The following is an 18,612-nucleotide window of genomic DNA, read 5'->3' as shown; positions in this document are numbered from 1 at the left end:
TCACCTGGAGCACCCACCCTCATGAGCACTGAGTCCACCACCATCCGCTGGGAACAGGACCGCACCGGCGTGGTCACCCTCGTCCTCGACGACCCCGGCCAGTCCGCGAACACCATGAATCAGGCGTTCCGTGACTCCCTGGCCGCGGTCACCGACCGGCTGGAGGCGGAGAAGGACACCGTCCGGGGCGTCATCGTCACCTCCGCCAAGAAGACGTTCTTCGCGGGCGGCGACCTGCGCGACCTGATCCGGGTCACGCCCGAGACGGCGCAGGAGCTGTTCGACGGCGGCATGGCGATCAAGCGGAACCTGCGCCGCATCGAGACCCTGGGCAAGCCGGTCGTCGCCGCGCTCAACGGCGCGGCCCTGGGCGGCGGTTACGAGATCGCGCTCGCCTGCCACCACCGCATCGCCCTGGACGCGCCGGGTTCGAAGATCGGCTGCCCCGAGGTCACCCTCGGCCTGCTGCCCGGCGGCGGGGGAGTGGTGCGCACCGTCCGCCTGCTCGGCATCGCCGACGCGCTGCTGAAGGTGCTGCTGCAGGGCACCCAGTACGACCCGCGGCGCGCCCTGGACAACGGCCTGGTCGACGACGTGGCCGCCACCCAGGAGGAACTGCTCGCCAAGGCCCGCGCCTTCATCGACGCCCACCCCGAGTCGCAGCAGCCCTGGGACAGGCCCGGCTACAAGATTCCCGGCGGCACGCCGGCCAACCCCAAGTTCGCCGCCAACCTGCCCGCCTTCCCGGCCACCCTGCGCAAGCAGACGAACGGCGCCCCCTACCCGGCCCCGCGCAACATCCTGGCCGCCGCGGTCGAGGGCGCCCAGGTGGACTTCGAGACCGCGCAGGTGATCGAGGCCCGCTACTTCGTGGAACTGGCCGCCGGGCAGACCGCCAAGAACATGATCCAGGCGTTCTTCTTCGACCTCCAGGCCGTCAACTCCGGCGCCAACCGCCCCAAGGGCATCGAGCAGCGCCCGGTGCGCAAGGTCGCCGTGCTGGGCGCGGGGATGATGGGCGCCGGCATCGCCTACTCCTGCGCCCGCGCCGGCATCGAGGTGGTTTTGAAGGACGTCTCCCTCGAAGCGGCTCTCAAGGGCAAGGCGTACTCCGAGAAGCTGTGCGCCAAGGCCGTCTCCCGGGGCCGTACCAGCCAGGAGAAGGCGGAGGCGCTGCTGGCCCGCATCACGCCCACCGCCGAGGTCGCCGATCTGGCCGGCTGTGACGCGGTCATCGAGGCGGTGTTCGAAAACCCCGAGCTCAAGCACAAGGTGTTCCAGGAGATCCAGCACGTCGTCGCGCCGGACGCGCTGCTGTGCTCCAACACCTCCACCCTCCCCATCACCCTGCTCGCCGAAGGCGTCGAGCGGCAGGACGACTTCATCGGACTGCACTTCTTCTCGCCGGTCGACAAGATGCCGCTGGTCGAGATCATCAAGGGCGAGCGGACGGGGGAGACGGCCCTGGCCCGCGCCTTCGACCTGGTCCGGCAGATCAACAAGACGCCGATCGTCGTCAACGACAGCCGGGGCTTCTTCACCTCCCGCGTCATCGGCCACTTCATCAACGAGGGCGTGGCGATGGTCGGCGAGGGCATCGAGCCCGCGTCGGTGGAACAGGCGGCGGCCCAGGCCGGCTACCCGGCCAAGGTGCTGTCCCTGATGGACGAGCTGACGCTGACCCTGCCGCGCAAGATCCGCAACGAGTCGAAGCGGGCGGTCGAGGAGGCCGGCGGCACCTGGACGGCCCACCCGGCCGAGGCGGTCGTCGACCGCATGGTCGACGAGTTCGGGCGGACGGGCCGCAGCGGGGGAGCCGGTTTCTACGAATACGGCGAGGACGGCAAGCGGACCGGGCTGTGGCCGGGGCTGCGCGAGCACTTCACCAGGCCGGGCCACCAGATCCCGTTCCGGGACATGCAGGAGCGCATGCTCTTCTCCGAGGCCCTCGACACCGTGAAGCTGCTGGAGGAGGGTGTCCTGACGTCGGTCGCCGACGCCAACATCGGCTCCGTCTTCGGCATCGGCTTCCCCGGCTGGACCGGGGGCGTGTTGCAGTACATCAACGGCTACGAGGGCGGCCTGCCCGGCTTCGTAGCCCGCGCCCGCGAACTCGCCGAGCGCTACGGCGACCGCTTCACCCCGCCCGCCCTGCTGGTGGAGAAGGCCGAGAAGGGGGAGACGTTCACCGACGCCCGGTGACGTGTCGCTCGGCGATACGACTGCCGTGCCTCCGGGGGCCGGCCACTGGACGCTCATCCGCGTCCGGTCCGGCCCCCGAGGAACCCCCACGGGATTGCGCCCCGCCCTCGCCGCCGGCCGCGGACACCTACCGGGTGATGGGCGGGGCGGGTGTCTGTCCGGGCGTCGAACTGGAGTCGGGTGCGGACCACTTGGGTGAAGTGGTGGAGAGCGCGGGCGAGTTGACGGCGCCGTTGCTGGTGGATGTGGCGCGGCGAGGGTAGAAACGGGCGGAAATGGGGCCGACCGGCACCTGGCGGAAGGCCCGCCTCGCGTCCACCCTGTCGAGAACTTCACTGCTCCACCGGGGGGTTTGCCATGCCGTACCCGCACCACGTCCTGCGCGGAAAGCCGAGAGCACGAAGACTGCGGACGACGAGAATCACGCTCGCGGCGGTGTCCTCCGCCGCCCTCGCCACCACGACCGCCCTCGTCCTCGCGCCCTCCGCCGCCGCCGAACCGGCCACCTCCGTCGCCTATCCCTCGGGCGCGGCATCGACCCGCTACTCAGGACTCGCCCTCGACACCTGTACGGCCCCGCCGCTCACCTCCGTCCAGGCCTGGAGCGCGTCGCCGTACCGCGCCCTCGGCGTCTACGTGTCCGGCGTCAACCGGACCTGTTCGCAGCCGCAGTTGACCGCGTCCTGGGTGGCGTCGGTGTCCCGGCTGAAGTGGCGGCTGCTGCCCGTGCACAAGGGCCTGCAACCGCCGTGCGGGGCCCGCCCGGGCGACGCGAAGATCAGCACCAGCCCGGCGACGGCCCGCTCGCAGGGCACCGCCGCCGCCCAGCAGGCGATCACCGCGGCCAAGTCCCTCGGCATGCTGCCCGGCAGCGCGCTCTACAACGACATCGAGAACTACAGCCAGACGGACGCCACCTGCCGCACGGCCGTGCTGAACTACGTCTCCGCCTGGACCAGGGAGTTGCACCGCGTCGGCTGGGTCTCCGGCGTCTACATGAACCTCAACCTGGGCGCCAAGCAGCTCGCCGACGTCTACACCTCCACCTCCTACGCCCGCCCGGACGCCCTGTGGGTCGCCCGGTACGACGGTGTCGACTCCGTCAAGGGCTGGGCGGGGATCGCCGACTCCAAGTGGGCCGTGCACCAGCGCGCCAAGCAGTTCCGCGGCGGCCACGACGAGACGTACGGCGGGGTCACCCTCAACATCGACACCGACCGCGTGGACGCTCCCGTCGCGTCGGTCGCGTACACGTACAAGGTGACGAGCACGACCACGCTCAACGCCCGTACGGGCCCCTCGACCAGCTATCCGATCGCCGCGAAGTACGCGCCGGGCGCCTCCCTCAAGGTCGCCTGCCAGACCACGGGTCCGAAGGTCGGCACCACGTCGGTGTGGGACAAGCTCGGCAACGGGGCCTACGCCTCCGACCACTACGTCGGCACCCCGTCCGACACCGGCTACAGCGCACCGCTGCCCCGCTGCGCCTACCCCTACCAGGTGACCGCCGCGGGCGGCCTGACCGAACGCAGCGGACCCGGCGGCGGCTACGCGTCCGTCGGCACCTCGCCCAACGGGGCGCTGGCCTGGGTCACCTGTCAGCGCAGCGGTTCCACGGTCGGTGCGACCAAGGTGTGGGACCGCCTCGACAACGGCCACTACGTCTCGGACCACTACGTGGCCACGCCCGGCAGCACCACGTACAGCAAGCCGGTGCCACGCTGCGGCTGACACCGGAGGACGACCCGGGCCTTGTCAGTCACCCGCTCGCGGCAGCCCCCCATCGGCGCATGACGAACGGTCGGCTGCCGAGCCGCTTCAGCGCCTCGGCGGCCATGAGCCGGCCGACTGCGTGATCGCCGTTGCCCAGCCATCAGGGCGACGGGGACCGAGTTGTGGAGTGGAACGCGCTCTTGCCGCCGGGCTGACGGGTCATCACACTCGGCGCATGGAGACGCGTACCGCCCTGGTGACCGGTGCGGCACAGGGCCTCGGGCAGGAGTTCGCCGTCGCGCTCGCGGGGCGCGGTTACCGGGTCGCCGGCCTCGACCGCGCTCCCCAGACGGGGACCGCCGGACGGATTCTGGATTATCTGGAGCTGGTCGCCGACGTCACCGACGAGGAGCAGGTGCGGGCCGGACTGGAGCGGGTGATCGACCAGTTCGGCACGCTGCACGTCGTCGTCAACAACGCGGGCGTCTATCCCGAGGGGCCGTTCGAGGAGACGACCCTGGAGGAGTGGCGCCGGGTGATGCGGGTCAACCTGGAGGCGCCGTTCCTGGTGACCCGGGCCGCGCTGCCGTATCTGAAGGCCGCCGGGTGGGGCCGTGTCGTCAACATCGCCTCGGCCGCCGTCTTCTCCGCGCCGCCCACGATGGTGCCCTACGTCGCCTCGAAGAGCGGCCTGATCGGTTTCACCCGCGCGCTCGCCGCCGGGCTCGGCCCGTACGACATCACCGTGAACGCGATCGCACCCGGCATGGTGCGCACCACCACCGCCGAGCGGACGGTCGGCGCGCACGGCGGCTTCGACGCCGTCCGCGGCCGGCAGGCCGTCCCGCGGACACCGGAACCCTCGGACCTGGTCTCGACGCTCCTCTACGTCGTGGACGAGGGCAGCGGCTTCCTCACCGGGCAGACGCTCAACGTGTCAGGGGGTTCGGCCTTCCTGTGACGGGGCGAGCCACCCGCGCACCTCCTCCGTCAGCGACCGCTGGAAGGTCGTCAGCAGCGCCTGCACCACCAGCGGCTGCATGTGCGCGGACAGCGACTTGACGTCCCGCTCGGCCCGCTCCGCCACCTCGCCTCGGAACAGCCGCGACAGCTCGCGGGCCGCCGCGCGCGAGTGCTCGATCAGCACCGTGCGCGCCGCGAGGATCGCCTCATGGGACAGCGGCACGTCGAGGAGCTGCACGGCCAGCCGCAGCAGACCCGCGTCGACCCGGTAGGCGTCGCCGTCCGGCCGTACGACGCCCATGGCGGTGAGCCGCTCCACGTCGTCACCGTCCAGCGGGCGCCCGGCCCGGCGCCGCAGCTCCTCGCCGGTCACCCTCTCCACGGTGTCCGGCGCCCAGGAGGCGACCACGGCACGGTGGATCGCCAGGTCGTGGTGGCTGAGGTCGGGCGGCAGCTGCTCCAGGTAGCGTTCGATCGCGGCCAGCGTCATGCCCTGGTGCTGCAGCTCCTCGATCAGGGCGAGCCGGGCCAGGTGCTGCTGCCCGTAGTGGCCCACCCGACGTGGACCGATGACCGGCGGGGGAAGCAGGCCCTTGGTGCTGTAGAAGCGGACGGTGCGGACCGTGGTGCCGGCCCGCGCGGCCAGTTCGTCGATCGTGAGCGTCGGCTCCCCGGTGTCGGTCGTCATGTGCAGCAGTATCGCTGTCACACCAGTACTGCGAAACCTCGCGAGCGGGCGCGGGTCCCTGTGAGAAGCACCGCTGTGTGATCTACGCCATCGCATGCGCGCCGGTGTCCGGGGGAAGGTGGCGCGTTGACCTGCACCCTCCACCCAGGGCGCGGGCCGCATACGTCCGGACACCCGAGTGCGACCCGCTCGGGCGCACCAGAGAGTGGATCCACCCGTGAGCAAGGACGCCGTGACCACGGCACCGGCCGCCCGCCGCACCGAGGCGGCCCCGACGCCCGCGGACGCGGGCGACGCCGGCTACAGCAAGGACCTCAAGGCCCGCCACGTCAACATGATCGCCATCGGCGGCGCGATCGGCACCGGTCTCTTCCTCGGTGCCGGAGGCCGCCTGCACACCGCGGGCCCGGCCCTGGCGCTCGCCTACCTCGTCTGCGGCGTCTTCGCCTTCTTCGTCGTCCGGGCCCTCGGCGAACTGGTCCTCTACCGCCCCTCCTCCGGCTCCTTCGTGTCGTACGCGCGCGAGTTCCTCGGCGAGAAGGGTGCCTACGTCGCCGGCTGGATGTACTTCCTGAACTGGTCGACGACCGGAATCGCCGACATCACGGCGATCGCCCTGTACACGCACTACTGGAGCCTGTTCACGAGCATCCCGCAGTGGGCGCTGGCGCTGATCGCCCTGGCGGTGGTCCTGGCCGTGAACCTGATCTCGGTGAAGATCTTCGGCGAGATGGAGTTCTGGTTCGCGATCGTCAAGGTCGTCACGCTCGTCTCCTTCATGCTGATCGGCGTCTTCCTGCTGGCCACCCGGCACGAGGTGGGCGGCCGCACACCGGGCCTGAGCATGATCACCGACCACGGCGGTGTCTTCCCGCACGGCGTGATGCCGGTCGTCCTCGTCATGCAGGGCGTGATCTTCGCGTACGCCGCGCTGGAGCTGGTCGGCGTGGCCGCGGGCGAGACCGCCGAGCCGGAGAAGGTCGTCCCGCGCGCGGTGAACTCGATCATGTGGCGGGTGGGCCTGTTCTACGTCGGCTCGGTCGTCCTGCTCGCGCTGCTGCTGCCCGGCTCGGTCTACTCGGCCGACGAGAGCCCCTTCGTCACCGTGCTGTCGAGGATCGGCGTGCCGGCGGCGGGCGACGTGATGAACCTGGTGGTCCTGACGGCGGCGATGTCGTCCCTCAACTCCGGCCTGTACTCGACGGGCCGCATCCTGCGTTCCATGGCCATGGCGGGCTCGGCGCCGCGCTTCACCGCCCGCATGAACCGCAGCCAGGTCCCCTACGGCGGCATTCTGCTGACCTGCGCGGTCTGCGTCCTCGGCGTCGGCCTCAACTACCTCGTGCCCAGCCAGGCCTTCGAGATCGTGCTGAACGTGGCCTCGCTGGGCATCGTGTCGACGTGGGTGATCATCATGATCTGCCACCTGGTCTTCGTCCGCCGCGCCCGGGCGGGCCTGCTGACCCGTCCCGCCTTCCGCCTCCCCGGCAGCCCGGTCACGGAAGTCGCCACGATCACCTTCCTCCTCGCCGTCCTGGCCCTGATGTGGAACGACCCGGAGGTGGGCCGCAAGACCCTCCTGCTCATCCCGGTCGTCGCCGCGATGCTGGCGGCCGGCTGGTTCGGCATCCGCCGCCGGGCCGGCCGGGAGCGGGCGGAAGCGTCCCGGTAACCGGCCGCCGTTGTCGGTGCCGACGGCTACGGTGGGGTGGTGCCGGAGATCATCCACATCCGGCACGACGCCACCGCGCCGTCGGTGCGGGGCGCCACCGTGGAGCGGGAGGTCGCAAGTGAGCCGCGAGACTGACGTGCTCGTGCTGGGCGGTGCGGGTGTCGACACCGTGGTGTACGTGCCGGAGCTGCCGCTGCCGTATGCCGACAGCTACCAGATCGAGCGCGGGATACAGACCCGCGCCGGGCAGACCGGCGACTTCGTGGCGCTGGGGCTGGCCGCGCTGGGGCTGCGCGTACACCATCTCGACGTGCTCGGCGAGGACCCCGAGGGCGACCTGGTGCGCGCGCTGCACGAGGAGCGGGGCATTCCGCTGACCGCGGTCCCGGAGCCCGCGGGGACGAAGCGCGCGGTCAACCTGGTGTCCCCCGACGGCCGCCGGCTCTCCCTCTACGACGCCAGCCGCACCTCGGGCGAGGCCCGCCTCCCGGACGCCCTGGTGCGCGAACGGGCCGCGGCGAGCCGCCACGCGCACGTCTCCATCACCCAGCCCTGCGCCGACGCCCTGCCGGCGCTGCTGGAGACGGGCGTCACCCTCTCCACCGACCTGCACGACTGGGACGGCGAGAACACCTACCACGAGCCCTTCGCCCACGCCGCCGACCTGGTCTTCCTCTCCGCCGCCGCCCTCTCCGACCCCGAGCGCACGATGCGCCGGATCACCGAGCGGGGCCGCGCCGAGGTGGTCGTCGCCATGGCCGGCGCGAAGGGAGCGTACCTGCTGGCCGACGACGAACTCACCCACGTGCCCCCGGCCACGCCGCCCGCCCCGGTGATCGACTCCAACGGAGCGGGCGACGCCTTCGTCGCCGCCTTCCTCTACGGCTGGCTCAACCGTGAAACGCCCCTGCGCAGCGCCCGGTACGGCGCGATCGCGGGCGCCCACGCCTGCACCGTGCCGTCGACGGAGACGGCCCCGATACGCCGGGAGGACCTACAGGCGAGGGCGGCCGAGAGCTGACTCTGCGTACGCGCCGCTGCCTTCAGTGCGCGTTACTCTCAGTGCACGTCGTTCGTCGCCGCGATCTTCTTCCAGGACCGGGGCTGCGCGGCCCCCGCCTTCGCGATCGCCGCACTGCGTGCCGCGGGCGCCGCCGGCTTGCTCGGCTGGAACAGCCACGTGTCGAACAACGCCGACAACGACCGCCCCGACACCCGCTCGGCATACGCCTCGAAGTCGGCCACGGAGGCGTTGCCGTAGGCGTGCTCGCGCGGCCACCCCTTCAGGATGGCGAAGAACGCGTCGTCCCCGACCTCGTTGCGCAGGGCCTGGATCGCCAGCGCCCCCCGGTCGTACACGGCGATGTCGAACTGGTCGTCCGGCCCCGGATCCCCCGGCTTCACCGTCCAGAACGCGTCGTCGGCCGGATGCGAGTCGTAGACGTAGTCCGCGAGCTGCTGCGCCGTCCCCTCACCCTCGTGCTCCGACCACAGCCACTGCGCGTACCGGGCGAACCCCTCGTTGATCCAGATGTCCTTCCACCCCTTGAGCGACACGCTGTCGCCGTACCACTGGTGGGCCAGCTCGTGCACCACCACGGAGGTGTTGGAGCCGTTCGCGAACTGCCGCGGGCTGTAGTACACGCGCGTCTGCGTCTCCAGCGCGTACCCGGTGGTCGTGTTCGGCACGTAGCCGCCCGCCGAACTGAACGGATACGGCCCGAAGTAGCCACTCAGCCAGTCCACGATCTCCCCGGTGCGCTCCACGCTCGCCCGTGCGGCCCCGTCGTTGTCGCCGAGATCCGTGCTGTAGGCGTTGACGACGGGCACGCCCCCCTCGGACGTACCGGTGGTGATGTCGAACTTCCCGACGGCCAGCGTGGTCAGGTACGTCGCCTGCGGCTTGTTCTCGCGCCAGTTCCAGCGGGTCCAGCCGAGCTTCGAACTGGTCGACTGCAACAGCCCGTTGGAGATGACCTGGGTGCCGTCCGGCACGGCCACCGACACGTCGTAGGTCGCCTTGTCGAGCGGGTGGTCGTTGCTCGGGTACCACCACCACGCGGCCTCGGGCTCGTCCGCCGCGACCGCGCCGTCCGGCGTGCGGTGCCAGGTGGAGAAGCCGTACGCGCTCTTCGTGGACGGTACCCCGCTGTAGCGCACGACGACGGTGACCGAGGTGCCCTTCGCCAGCGGCGTCCTGGGTGTGACGACCAGTTCGTGCTGGCCGGAGGTGGTGAAGGAGGCCGGGGTGCCGTTGACACGCACCTCGCTGACGTCCAGCAGGAAGTCCAGGTCAAAGCTGGAGAGGTCCTGCGTCGTCCTGGCCAGGATCGTCGCCGTGCCGGCCAGCTCGTCGGTCGCCGGCTGGTACTGCAGCCTCAGGTCGTAGTGGGAGACGTCGTAACCGCCGTTGCCGTAGTACGGGTAGTAGGGGTCGCCGATACCCGGAGCGCCGGGGGAGTAGCTCGCGGCCGATGCCGGGATCGCCAGCAACAGGGAGGCCGCGGCGAGTGCGCCCGGCGCCAGGATTCTGGGGTGCACGAAAGGCTCCAAGTCGTAGGGGCACGAAGTCTGTTCGGAGCCTATTGAGTCCCTGTGGGCCCGGGCGTGTCCACAGCCCCCGCTGTCACACGATCGCCATTCGGCCGTCATGAAACGACCCCGACTGGACGCCCTTTGAATCCCTCGCGCCTCGAAAGGCACTCTTCTGCACGTGAGTTGACCGATGTACCGTCCGCGCATGCCGACAAGCACGCGCTTCACGATCCCGCGCAAGACGACCTGGAGATCGCTGGCGGCGACGGTCGTCGCCGTCCTCGTGGCGGCCTTCCTCGCCCCCGCGGCGGCGCACGGCGCCCCGCGGGAGAGCCGCCCCGTCTACTCGTACGCGAACGCCATCCGCGAGGCCGTATGGGTGGACACCGGACTCGACGGCGACGGCGACGGGCGGACCGACCGCGTCGCCGCCGACATCGTCCGTCCCCGCGAACCGGCCCAGCAGGGCCGGAAGATACCGGTGATCATGGATGCCAGCCCGTACTACTCCTGCTGCGGGCGCGGCAACGAGAGCCAGAAGAAGACGTACGACGCCCATGGCGACGTCGTCCAGATGCCGCTGTTCTACGACAACTACTTCGTGCCCCGCGGCTACGCCTTCGTCGGCGTCGACCTGGCCGGCACCAACCGCTCCGACGGCTGCGTGGACGTCGGCGGCCGCTCGGACGTCCAGTCCGCGAAGGCGGTCGTCGACTGGCTGAACGGGCGTGCCCGCGCCTACACCACCCGCACCGGGAACACGCCGGCCAGGGCCACCTGGACCAACGGCGCTACGGGCATGATCGGCAAGAGCTGGGACGGCACCATCGCCAACGGCGTGGCCGCCACTGGCGTCAGGGGCCTGAAGACGATCGTCCCGATCAGCGCCATCTCCTCCTGGTACGACTACTACTTCCAGCAGGGCGCCCCGCTCTACGACTCCGGCCCGGACTGGCTGTCCGACTACGTGGACAGCCCCGACGCCCGCGCCAGGTGCGCCGCCGTCCAGCAGAAGATCGTCGACGGCGCCCCGCGCACCGGCGACTGGACACCGTTCTGGACCGAGCGCGACTACGTCAGGAACGCCGGCAAGGTGCGCGCCAGCGTGTTCCTCGTGCACGGCATGCAGGACCTGAACGTGCGCACCAAGCACTTCGGCCAGTGGTGGAACGCCCTGGCGAAGAACGGCGTCGAGCGCAAGATCTGGCTCTCCCAGACCGGCCACGTCGACCCCTTCGACTACCGGCGCGGCGCCTGGGTCGACACCCTGCACCGCTGGTTCGACCACGAACTCCTCGGCTACGACAACGGCATCGACCGCGAGCCGATGGCCGACGTCGAACGCCAGCCCGACCAGTGGGTCACCTCCAGGGTCTGGCCGCCCAGCGGCACCGCCGCCACGACCCTGCGCCCGGCCGCCGGCACCGAGGCGGGCGTCGGCACCCTCGGCCTCGGCAAGGGCACCGGCACCGAGACCTTCACCGACGACCCGGGCCACGGCGAGAGCGACTGGGCCGCGCGGATCGACACGCCGACCTCCGACAAGGCCGGTTTCGTGACCGGGCCCCTCAGCCGCGACCTGCGGCTGTCCGGCTCCTCCACGGTCACGGTCACCGCGACCCCGACCACGCCGACGGCGCACCTCTCCGCCGTCCTGGTCGACCTCGGCCCGGACACCATCCGCGACTACGCCGACGCCGCCGAGGGCATCACCACCCTCACCGACCGCACCTGCTGGGGCGAGAGCACCACCGGCGACAGCGCCTGCTTCAGGACCACGCAGGCCAAGACGGCCGACGTCGACTACACGGTCTTCAGCCGCGGTTGGGCCGACCTCGGCACCTACGCCGGCGACGGCACGGGCCGGCCCCTGACCCCCGGGAAGGCCTACACCCTCACCGTGGACCTCGCGGCCACCGACCACGTCGTCCCGGCCGGCCACCGGCTGGCCCTGATCGTCGCGGGCACCGACAAGGACCTCATCGACCCGCCCGCCGACACCCCGACCCTCACGCTCGACCTGACCCGCACCTCGGCCCGCGTCCCGCTGGTCGGCGGCGCGGCGGCGTTCGCCGCAGCCACCTCCGGCACGGCGCACGCCACGCCCCGGGCGACGGCCCTGGACGGCGTGACGGCCCCGCGCGCCGCCCACCGGGTGCCGTAGGAACGGCCGTTCAGGCGAAGGCGGCCGGGCACGCCAGCCCGGCCGCCTCCCGCGCGCAGCCCCAGGCCACGGTCACCCCGCCCCCGCCATGGCCGTAGTTGTGCACCAACACCCGCCCGTCCGGCAGCGGTTCACGCTCCAGCCGGACCGCGTCCCGGGCCGGCCGCAGCCCCGCCCGGTGCTCCAGCACGCGCGCCCCGGCGATCTCGGGCCGCAGCGCCGCGCACCGCCGTACGATCGCCTCGGCCACCGCCGGATCCGGCTCGGTGGACCAGGCGTCCTCGTCGGCCGTGCCGCCCAGCACCAGCCGGCCGGGCTGCGGGAAGAAGTACGCCATCTGCCCGTCGGCGCCGGTGGAGACGAGCCAGGTGCGGATGCCGGGGTTCTCCACGACGACCAACTGCCCGCGCACGGGCCGTACGTGCGGGTCCGGGACGAGGGCGCGGGCACCCAGCCCCGTGCAGTTGACCACCACGGGCGCGTCCGCCTCGGCGAGGGCGGCCACCGCGCGCTCCTCGACGATCCCGCCCGCCTTGAGCAACCGCTCCCGCAGCCAGGGCAGATGGGCCGCCATGTCGATCAGCGGCAGCCGCGCCCACAGCCCCCGCCCGCCGTACTCCTCGGCCGTGCAGGCCCGCAGACCCGGGACGCGGGCGGCCGCCCAGGCCACCTCCTCGTCCAACTCGGTCTCGCCCATGACGCCTTCGACCAGACGTACGCCGGTCACCTCGGGACGCTCCGCCAACTCCTCGTACACGTCCAGCGACGCGAGCGCCCAGGCGCGCGCCTTCGCGGCCGGCTCGATCCGGTAGGGCCACCACAGCGCCCCCGCGACCGCCGAGGTGGTGCGCTCGACGGCGTCCCGTGTCCACAGCCGCACCCGGACGCCCCGCTCGGCGAGGACGACGGCCGTCGTCAGTCCGATCACGCCGCCGCCGACCACGACGACCTCGTTGCCCGCTCCGCTCTCCACGAGGGGACCGTAGCGGAATGCGTCATGCCGTGCGCGAAGCGTTTGCCCGGCGGGAATACTCACAGCATGTCTGCCGCGTACGCGACCTTCGGCCTGGCACCGGCGATGCGGGCCGGTGGCGTCCTCGCCAACGGTGACTACCAGGCGCACCGGGACTTCGTGGACTTCCTTGTCGACGGACGCCCGCTGCTGTTCCGGCTCTCCGACCTCGACGCCGTCTCCCCGCTCGCCTCCGACATCCCGCCGGCGATCTTCACCGAGCAGGTCCGGAGCCTGCTGCTGGAGACGCAGGCTCCGCTCCCCGGCGGGCGGTACGTCATCTACGGGTGCCCCGAGTGCGCGGACCTGGCCTGCGGGGCCGTCACCGCCGTGATCGAGCGGGACGGTGAGGACTACGTCTGGCGGGACTTCGCCTGGCAGACCGACGACCACGCCGACCTGGAGCTCAACGGCTACCACGGCATAGGGCCCTTCCGCTTCCACGGCGCCGAGTACCGCCGGGCCCTCCTGGAGGCCGAGGCGCAGGGCACCCGCCGCCGCGTCCTGCTCATCGGCGCCCGCGTCGCCGTCCTCGCCAAGCTCGCCGCCGCCCTGCGCGGCATCGGCATCGGCGCCGACATCGCCCACGACGCCGACGACGTCCCCGCCGACGAACTGCGCGGCTACGGCGCCGTCGCCTTCGGCCGCGCGGTCACCGAGCAGGAACGGTCCGCCGTGCGCGCCGCGTTCACCCGGGCCGGCGTCGGCGTCGCCTACGTCGACGGCCTCGCCCCGATCGTCCCGCTGCTCGTCGCCCAGATCGAGCACGCCCTGGACCGCAGCCCGGCCGAGCAGCGCCGGCTCGCCCGGCTGGTCGCCGCCGACGGCGAGGCGGGCATCGAGGTCACCTCGGCGTGCCGGGTCCGCCTCACCGCGTACCGCCTCGACCGCCTCTGCCGCACCCACACCCACGAGCTCTTCGACGGCGTCCTCGAACCGGGCCGGCACCGCATCCCGCTGGACGCCAAGGCGGTCAAGGGCGAGTCCTTCGTGGTGGCGCGGACCGCGGGGAGCGTGCTGGTGGAGGCGATGGCGCGCTGAGGGGCCTTCCCGGTACGGCGGCTAGGATCGGCGTCCTGATGACTGCCACCCTCGTCGCCAAGAACCTCGCCGCCGGGCACGGCGACCGCTCCCTGTTCGCCGGGCTCGACCTCGTCGTCGCGCCCGGCGACGTGATCGGGCTGGTCGGTGCCAACGGCGCGGGCAAGTCCACGCTGCTGAAGATGCTGGCCGGGCTCCTCGCGCCCGAGGAGGGGGAGCTCAGGCTCTCCCCGCCGACGGCGACCGTCGGCCATCTCCCGCAGGAGCCGGAGCGGCGGCCCGGCGAAACCGTACGGGAGTTCCTGGCCCGCCGCACCGGCGTCGCCGAGGCCCAGCGGCTGATGGACGACGCCACGCAGGCCCTCGTCGACGGCGCGCCCGGCGCCGACGACGCCTACGCGAGCAGCCTGGAGCGCTGGCTCGGCCTGGGCGGCGCCGACCTGGACGAGCGGGCCGAGGAGGTCGCCGACTCCCTCGGCCTCGCCGTCGGCCTGGACCAGCCCATGACGTCCCTGTCCGGCGGCCAGGCGGCGCGCGCCTCGCTCGCCTCCCTCCTGCTGTCCCGCTACGACGTCTTCCTCCTCGACGAGCCGACCAACGACCTGGACCTGGACGGCCTGGAACGCCTGGAAAGGTTCGTGAAGGGGCTGCGCGCCGGCACCGTCGTCGTCAGCCACGACCGCGAGTTCCTCACCCGCACGGTCACCAGGGTCCTCGAACTCGACCTCGCCCAGCAGCAGATCACCCTCTACGGCGGCGGCTACCAGGCCTACCTGGAGGAGCGCGAGGTCGCCCGCCGGCACGCGCGCGAGGACTACGAGGAGTACGCCGACAAGCGGGCGGCCCTCCAGGACCGGGCGCAGATGCAGCGCTCCTGGATGGACAAGGGCGTGAAGAACGCGCGCCGCAAGGCGGGCAACGACAACGACAAGATCGGCCGCAAGTTCCGCAGCGAGGCCAGCGAGAAGCAGGCGGCGAAGGCCCGGCAGACCCAGCGCATGATCGAGCGGCTCGACGTCGTCGAGGAGCCCCGCAAGGAGTGGGAACTGCGCATGGAGATCGCGTCGGCCCCGCGCTCGGGCGCCGTCGTGGCCACCCTGCGGGACGCCGAGGTCCGGCGCGGCGACTTCACCTTCGGGCCGGTCTCCCTGCAGATCGACTGGGCCGACCGGGTCGCGGTGACCGGCGCGAACGGCGCCGGCAAGTCCACCCTGCTCGGCGCCCTGCTGGGCCGTGTCCCGCTCGACGCGGGCTCCGCCGCCCTCGGCTCCGGAGTCCTGGTCGGCGAGGTCGACCAGGCCCGCCGGCTGTTCCACGGCACCGAGACCCTGCTCGACGCGTTCCGCGCCGCCGTACCCGACACGGAACCGGTCGAAGTGCGCACGCTCCTGGCCAAGTTCGGTCTCAAGACCGACCACGTCCTGCGTCCGGCGGCGACCCTGTCCCCGGGCGAACGCACCCGCGCCGCCCTGGCGCTGCTCCAGGGACGCGGCGTCAACCTCCTGGTCCTGGACGAGCCGACGAACCACCTCGACCTGCCGGCCATCGAGCAACTGGAACAGGCCCTCGACTCCTACGAGGGCACGCTCCTGCTCGTCACGCACGACCGCCGCATGCTGGACGCCGTCCATGTCACGCGCCGCCTGGAGGTCTCGGCGGGCAAGGTCACCGAACGCTAGCGGTTCGACTCCAGGGAGAGGCCATGGGCACTTCGGCGAAGCGGCCGGCCGTGCGGATCGCGCACGAACAGGACGTCCTCGTACGGATGCGGGGGACACAGGACCGGATCGCGGACGCGATCACGGCGTTCGCCGGGACCATGGCGTTCGTCTATCTGCACGCCCTGTGGTTCACGGTGTGGATCGTGTGCAACGAGGGGGCCTTCGGCCACGGCGCGGTCTGGGACCCGTACCCCTTCGGACTGCTCACCATGATCGTCAGCCTGGAGGCGATCTTCCTCTCCACCTTCGTCATGGTGAGCCAGAACCGCCAGGCCGCCCGCGAGAACGTCCGCGCCGACCTGGACTTCGAGACCAACGTCCGCTCGGAGGTGTGGGCGATCCACATGGGGCGGGCCCTGGGAGTGGACCCGGTGGAGGTGGAACACCGGGTCCAGGAACTCCTGGCGGAGAACCGGGCGCGGATGAACGCCGGTTCCGCCAACCCGTGACTAGCGCTTCTTGGGGTCGAGCAGTCCGGCCTTGCGCAGGGCGTCGGCCATCGCGCTGTTGGCCGGGGCCGGCGCCTGCCGCTGCTGCTGGCGCTGGCGCTGCTGAGGCGGCCGCCCGCCGCGCTGCGGCCGGCGCTCCCCGCCGGAGGACTTGGCCTGCGCCTCGTCGTCCAGGCGCAGGGTCAGCGAGATCCGCTTGCGCGGGATGTCGACGTCGAGCACCTTCACCTTGACGATGTCACCGGGCTTGACCACGTCCCGCGGGTCCTTGACGAAGGTCTTGGACATCGCGGAGACGTGCACGAGCCCGTCCTGGTGCACACCGACGTCGACGAAGGCGCCGAACGCCGCCACGTTCGTGACCACGCCCTCCAGCACCATCCCGGCCGACAGGTCGGAGATCTTCTCCACGCCGTCCTTGAACGTGGCCGTCCTGAACGCGGGCCGCGGGTCGCGCCCCGGCTTCTCCAGCTCCTTGAGGATGTCGGTGACGGTCGGCAGGCCGAACGTCTCGTCCACGAAGCTCTCCGGGCGCAGCGAGCGCAGCACGCCCGTGTTGCCGATCAGGGACGCGACCTCCTGCCCCGTCGTCTTCACCATGCGCCGCACCACCGGGTACGCCTCCGGGTGCACGCTGGAGGCGTCCAGCGGGTCGTCGCCGCCGCGGATGCGCAGGAAGCCCGCGCACTGCTCGTAGGCCTTGGGGCCGAGCCGCGCCACCTTCTTCAGCTCCGTGCGGGACTTGAACGGGCCGTTGGCGTCGCGGTGCGCCACGATGTTCTCGGCGAGGCCGGAGGTGATGCCGGAGACGCGGGCCAGCAGGGGGGCGGACGCCGTGTTGACGTCGACGCCCACGCCGTTCACACAGTCCTCCACCACCGCGTCCAGCGAGCGCGACAGCTTCACCTCGGACAGGTCGTGCTGGTACTGGCCGACACCGATCGACTTGGGGTCGATCTTCACCAGCTCGGCCAGCGGGTCCTGCAGCCGGCGCGCGATGGAGACGGCGCCGCGCAACGACACGTCCATGTCGGGCAGTTCCTGCGAGGCGAACGCGGACGCCGAGTACACGGAGGCGCCGGCCTCGGACACCATCACCTTGGTGAGCTTCAGTTCGGGGTGCCTGGTGATGAGTTCACCGGCGAGCTTGTCGGTCTCGCGGGACGCCGTGCCGTTGCCGATCGCGATCAGCTCGACCGCGTGCTCCTTGGCCAGGCGCGCCAGTTTGGCGATCGCCTCGTCCCATTTGTTGGCGGGCACGTGCGGATAGATGACGTCCGTCGCCACCACCTTGCCGGTCGCGTCGACCACCGCGACCTTCACACCCGTACGGAAGCCGGGGTCCAGGCCCAGCGTCGCGCGCGTGCCGGCCGGGGCGGCGAGCAGCAGGTCGCGCAGGTTGGCGGCGAAGACGCGGACGGCCTCGTCCTCGGCGGCCGTGCGCAGCCGCAGCCTCAGGTCGATGCCGAGGTGGACCAGGATGCGGGTGCGCCAGGCCCAGCGGACCGTGTCCACCAGCCACTTGTCGGCGGGGCGGCCCCGGTCGGCGATCCCGAACCTCGAAGCGACGATCGCCTCGTACGACGACGGTCCCTCCGTCGGCTCCTCCGGCTCCAGGACGAGGTCGAGGACCTCCTCCTTCTCGCCGCGCAGCATGGCCAGCACGCGGTGCGAGGGCAGCTCGGTGAAGGGCTCGGCGAAGTCGAAGTAGTCGGCGAACTTGGCGCCCGCCTCCTCCTTGCCCTCCCGCACCTTGGCCGCCAGGCGCCCGCGCACCCACATGCGCTCGCGCAGTTCGCCGATCAGGTCGGCGTCCTCGGAGAACCGCTCGGTCAGGATCGCCCGCGCGCCGTCGAGGGCGGCCTGCGGGTCGGCGACGCCCTTGTCGGCGTCCACGAACGCGGCGGCCGCGGCGAGGGGCTCGACCGTCGGGTCGCCCAGCAGCCCCTCGGCCAGCGGCTCCAGACCCGCCTCGCGCGCGATCTGCGCCTTGGTGCGCCGCTTCGGCTTGAACGGCAGGTAGACGTCCTCCAGGCGCGCCTTGGTCTCGGCGCCCCGGATCTGCGCCTCCAGCTCCTCGGTGAGCTTGCCCTGTTCGCGCACCGAGTCGAGGATCGCCGTCCGCCGCTCCTCCAGCTCCCGCAGGTAGCGCAGCCGCTCCTCGATCGTGCGCAGCTGCGCGTCGTCGAGCATCTCGGTCGCTTCCTTGCGGTAGCGGGCGATGAAGGGCACCGTCGAACCGCCGTCCAGCAGTTCCACGGCAGCCCTGACCTGCCGCTCCCGTACGCCGAGCTCCTCGGCGATCCTGCCTTCGATGGTCCCGACTGCGCCGGACCCGGGTGTCGTCACGATCCCGTACCGCCTTCTCACTGAGGTTGCGCCGCAATTGTGGCAGGTGGCACCGACACTCGTGGATCAGGGCGGCACCCGGCGAGGCGGGTGGGCCGGGTGG

The 18,612-nt window shown here is 71.8% G+C and carries 13 protein-coding genes; 9 read left to right on the top strand and 4 right to left on the bottom strand.

Annotated elements, in window-relative coordinates; genetic code table 11:
- The first annotated feature begins 21 nt into the window (after positions 1 to 21).
- The 3 genes from ACYF6T_RS22155 (at position 22) to ACYF6T_RS22145 (ending at position 4,876) form a co-directional block, all read left to right on the top strand.
- The gene (locus ACYF6T_RS22155; protein WP_461698539.1) at positions 22 to 2,202 is read left to right on the top strand and encodes a 3-hydroxyacyl-CoA dehydrogenase NAD-binding domain-containing protein; all 2,181 of its coding nucleotides are present in this window, start codon (positions 22 to 24) and stop codon (positions 2,200 to 2,202) included.
- A 435-nt stretch (positions 2,203 to 2,637) separates the two neighbouring features.
- Entirely contained in the window at positions 2,638 to 3,933 is a 1,296-nt protein-coding gene (locus tag ACYF6T_RS22150; protein WP_461698538.1) for a glycoside hydrolase domain-containing protein, read from the top strand.
- 217 nt (positions 3,934 to 4,150) lie between these two features.
- On the top strand, positions 4,151 to 4,876 hold the full coding sequence (locus ACYF6T_RS22145; protein ID WP_461698537.1) for an SDR family NAD(P)-dependent oxidoreductase: 726 nt from the start codon (positions 4,151 to 4,153) through the stop codon (positions 4,874 to 4,876).
- Here the strand turns inward: ACYF6T_RS22145 and ACYF6T_RS22140 are convergent.
- Positions 4,853 to 5,566, bottom strand: a complete 714-nt coding sequence (locus tag ACYF6T_RS22140) for a MerR family transcriptional regulator (protein ID WP_461698536.1) — start codon at positions 5,564 to 5,566, stop codon at positions 4,853 to 4,855. The two genes, ACYF6T_RS22145 and ACYF6T_RS22140, sit on opposite strands and share 24 nt — an antisense overlap.
- Before the next feature lie 217 nt (positions 5,567 to 5,783).
- On the opposite strand from ACYF6T_RS22140, the gene ACYF6T_RS22135 reads away from it, so the two are divergent.
- Positions 5,784 to 7,238, top strand: coding sequence for an amino acid permease (locus ACYF6T_RS22135; RefSeq protein ID WP_461698535.1), 1,455 nt, complete (start codon positions 5,784 to 5,786; stop codon positions 7,236 to 7,238).
- A gap of 118 nt (positions 7,239 to 7,356) precedes the next feature.
- The gene (locus ACYF6T_RS22130; RefSeq protein WP_461698534.1) at positions 7,357 to 8,259 is read left to right on the top strand and encodes an adenosine kinase; all 903 of its coding nucleotides are present in this window, start codon (positions 7,357 to 7,359) and stop codon (positions 8,257 to 8,259) included.
- 38 nt (positions 8,260 to 8,297) lie between these two features.
- Here ACYF6T_RS22130 and ACYF6T_RS22125 read toward each other — a convergent pair whose 3' ends face one another.
- Positions 8,298 to 9,779 carry a M1 family metallopeptidase gene (locus ACYF6T_RS22125; RefSeq protein WP_461698533.1) on the bottom strand — a complete coding sequence of 494 codons (1,482 nt, stop codon included), beginning with the start codon at positions 9,777 to 9,779 and terminating at the stop codon, positions 8,298 to 8,300.
- Positions 9,780 to 9,978: 199 nt separating this feature from the next.
- On the opposite strand from ACYF6T_RS22125, the gene ACYF6T_RS22120 reads away from it, so the two are divergent.
- Complete coding sequence (locus ACYF6T_RS22120) at positions 9,979 to 11,937, top strand: Xaa-Pro dipeptidyl-peptidase (protein ID WP_461698532.1); 1,959 nt, start codon at positions 9,979 to 9,981, stop codon at positions 11,935 to 11,937.
- Between the two features lie 10 nt (positions 11,938 to 11,947).
- On the opposite strand, the gene ACYF6T_RS22115 is transcribed toward ACYF6T_RS22120, so the two are convergent.
- Entirely contained in the window at positions 11,948 to 12,910 is a 963-nt protein-coding gene (locus tag ACYF6T_RS22115; RefSeq protein WP_461698531.1) for an FAD-dependent oxidoreductase, read from the bottom strand.
- A 66-nt stretch (positions 12,911 to 12,976) separates the two neighbouring features.
- Here ACYF6T_RS22115 and ACYF6T_RS22110 point away from each other — a divergent pair, with 66 nt between their 5' ends.
- Genes ACYF6T_RS22110 through ACYF6T_RS22100 form a run of 3 tightly spaced genes read left to right on the top strand, consistent with a single transcriptional unit; the run spans position 12,977 to position 16,160 of the window.
- A complete protein-coding gene (locus ACYF6T_RS22110; protein ID WP_461698530.1) occupies positions 12,977 to 13,990 on the top strand; it encodes an oxidoreductase in 1,014 nt (337 codons plus the stop codon).
- 38 nt (positions 13,991 to 14,028) lie between these two features.
- Positions 14,029 to 15,669 (top strand): ABC-F family ATP-binding cassette domain-containing protein, encoded by a 1,641-nt coding sequence (locus tag ACYF6T_RS22105; protein ID WP_461698529.1) that lies wholly within the window; start codon positions 14,029 to 14,031, stop codon positions 15,667 to 15,669.
- Positions 15,670 to 15,692: 23 nt separating this feature from the next.
- Positions 15,693 to 16,160, top strand: coding sequence for a DUF1003 domain-containing protein (locus ACYF6T_RS22100; protein ID WP_461698528.1), 468 nt, complete (start codon positions 15,693 to 15,695; stop codon positions 16,158 to 16,160).
- Here the strand turns inward: ACYF6T_RS22100 and ACYF6T_RS22095 are convergent, their stop codons facing one another.
- Positions 16,161 to 18,509 (bottom strand): Tex family protein, encoded by a 2,349-nt coding sequence (locus ACYF6T_RS22095; protein ID WP_461698527.1) that lies wholly within the window; start codon positions 18,507 to 18,509, stop codon positions 16,161 to 16,163.
- Between the last annotated feature and the right edge of the window lie 103 nt (positions 18,510 to 18,612).

The sequence above is a fragment of the Streptomyces sp. 7R007 genome, from assembly GCF_054850255.1.
Note: the sequence above shows the minus strand (reverse complement) of the source record. Positions and strands in the feature narration are given on the sequence as shown.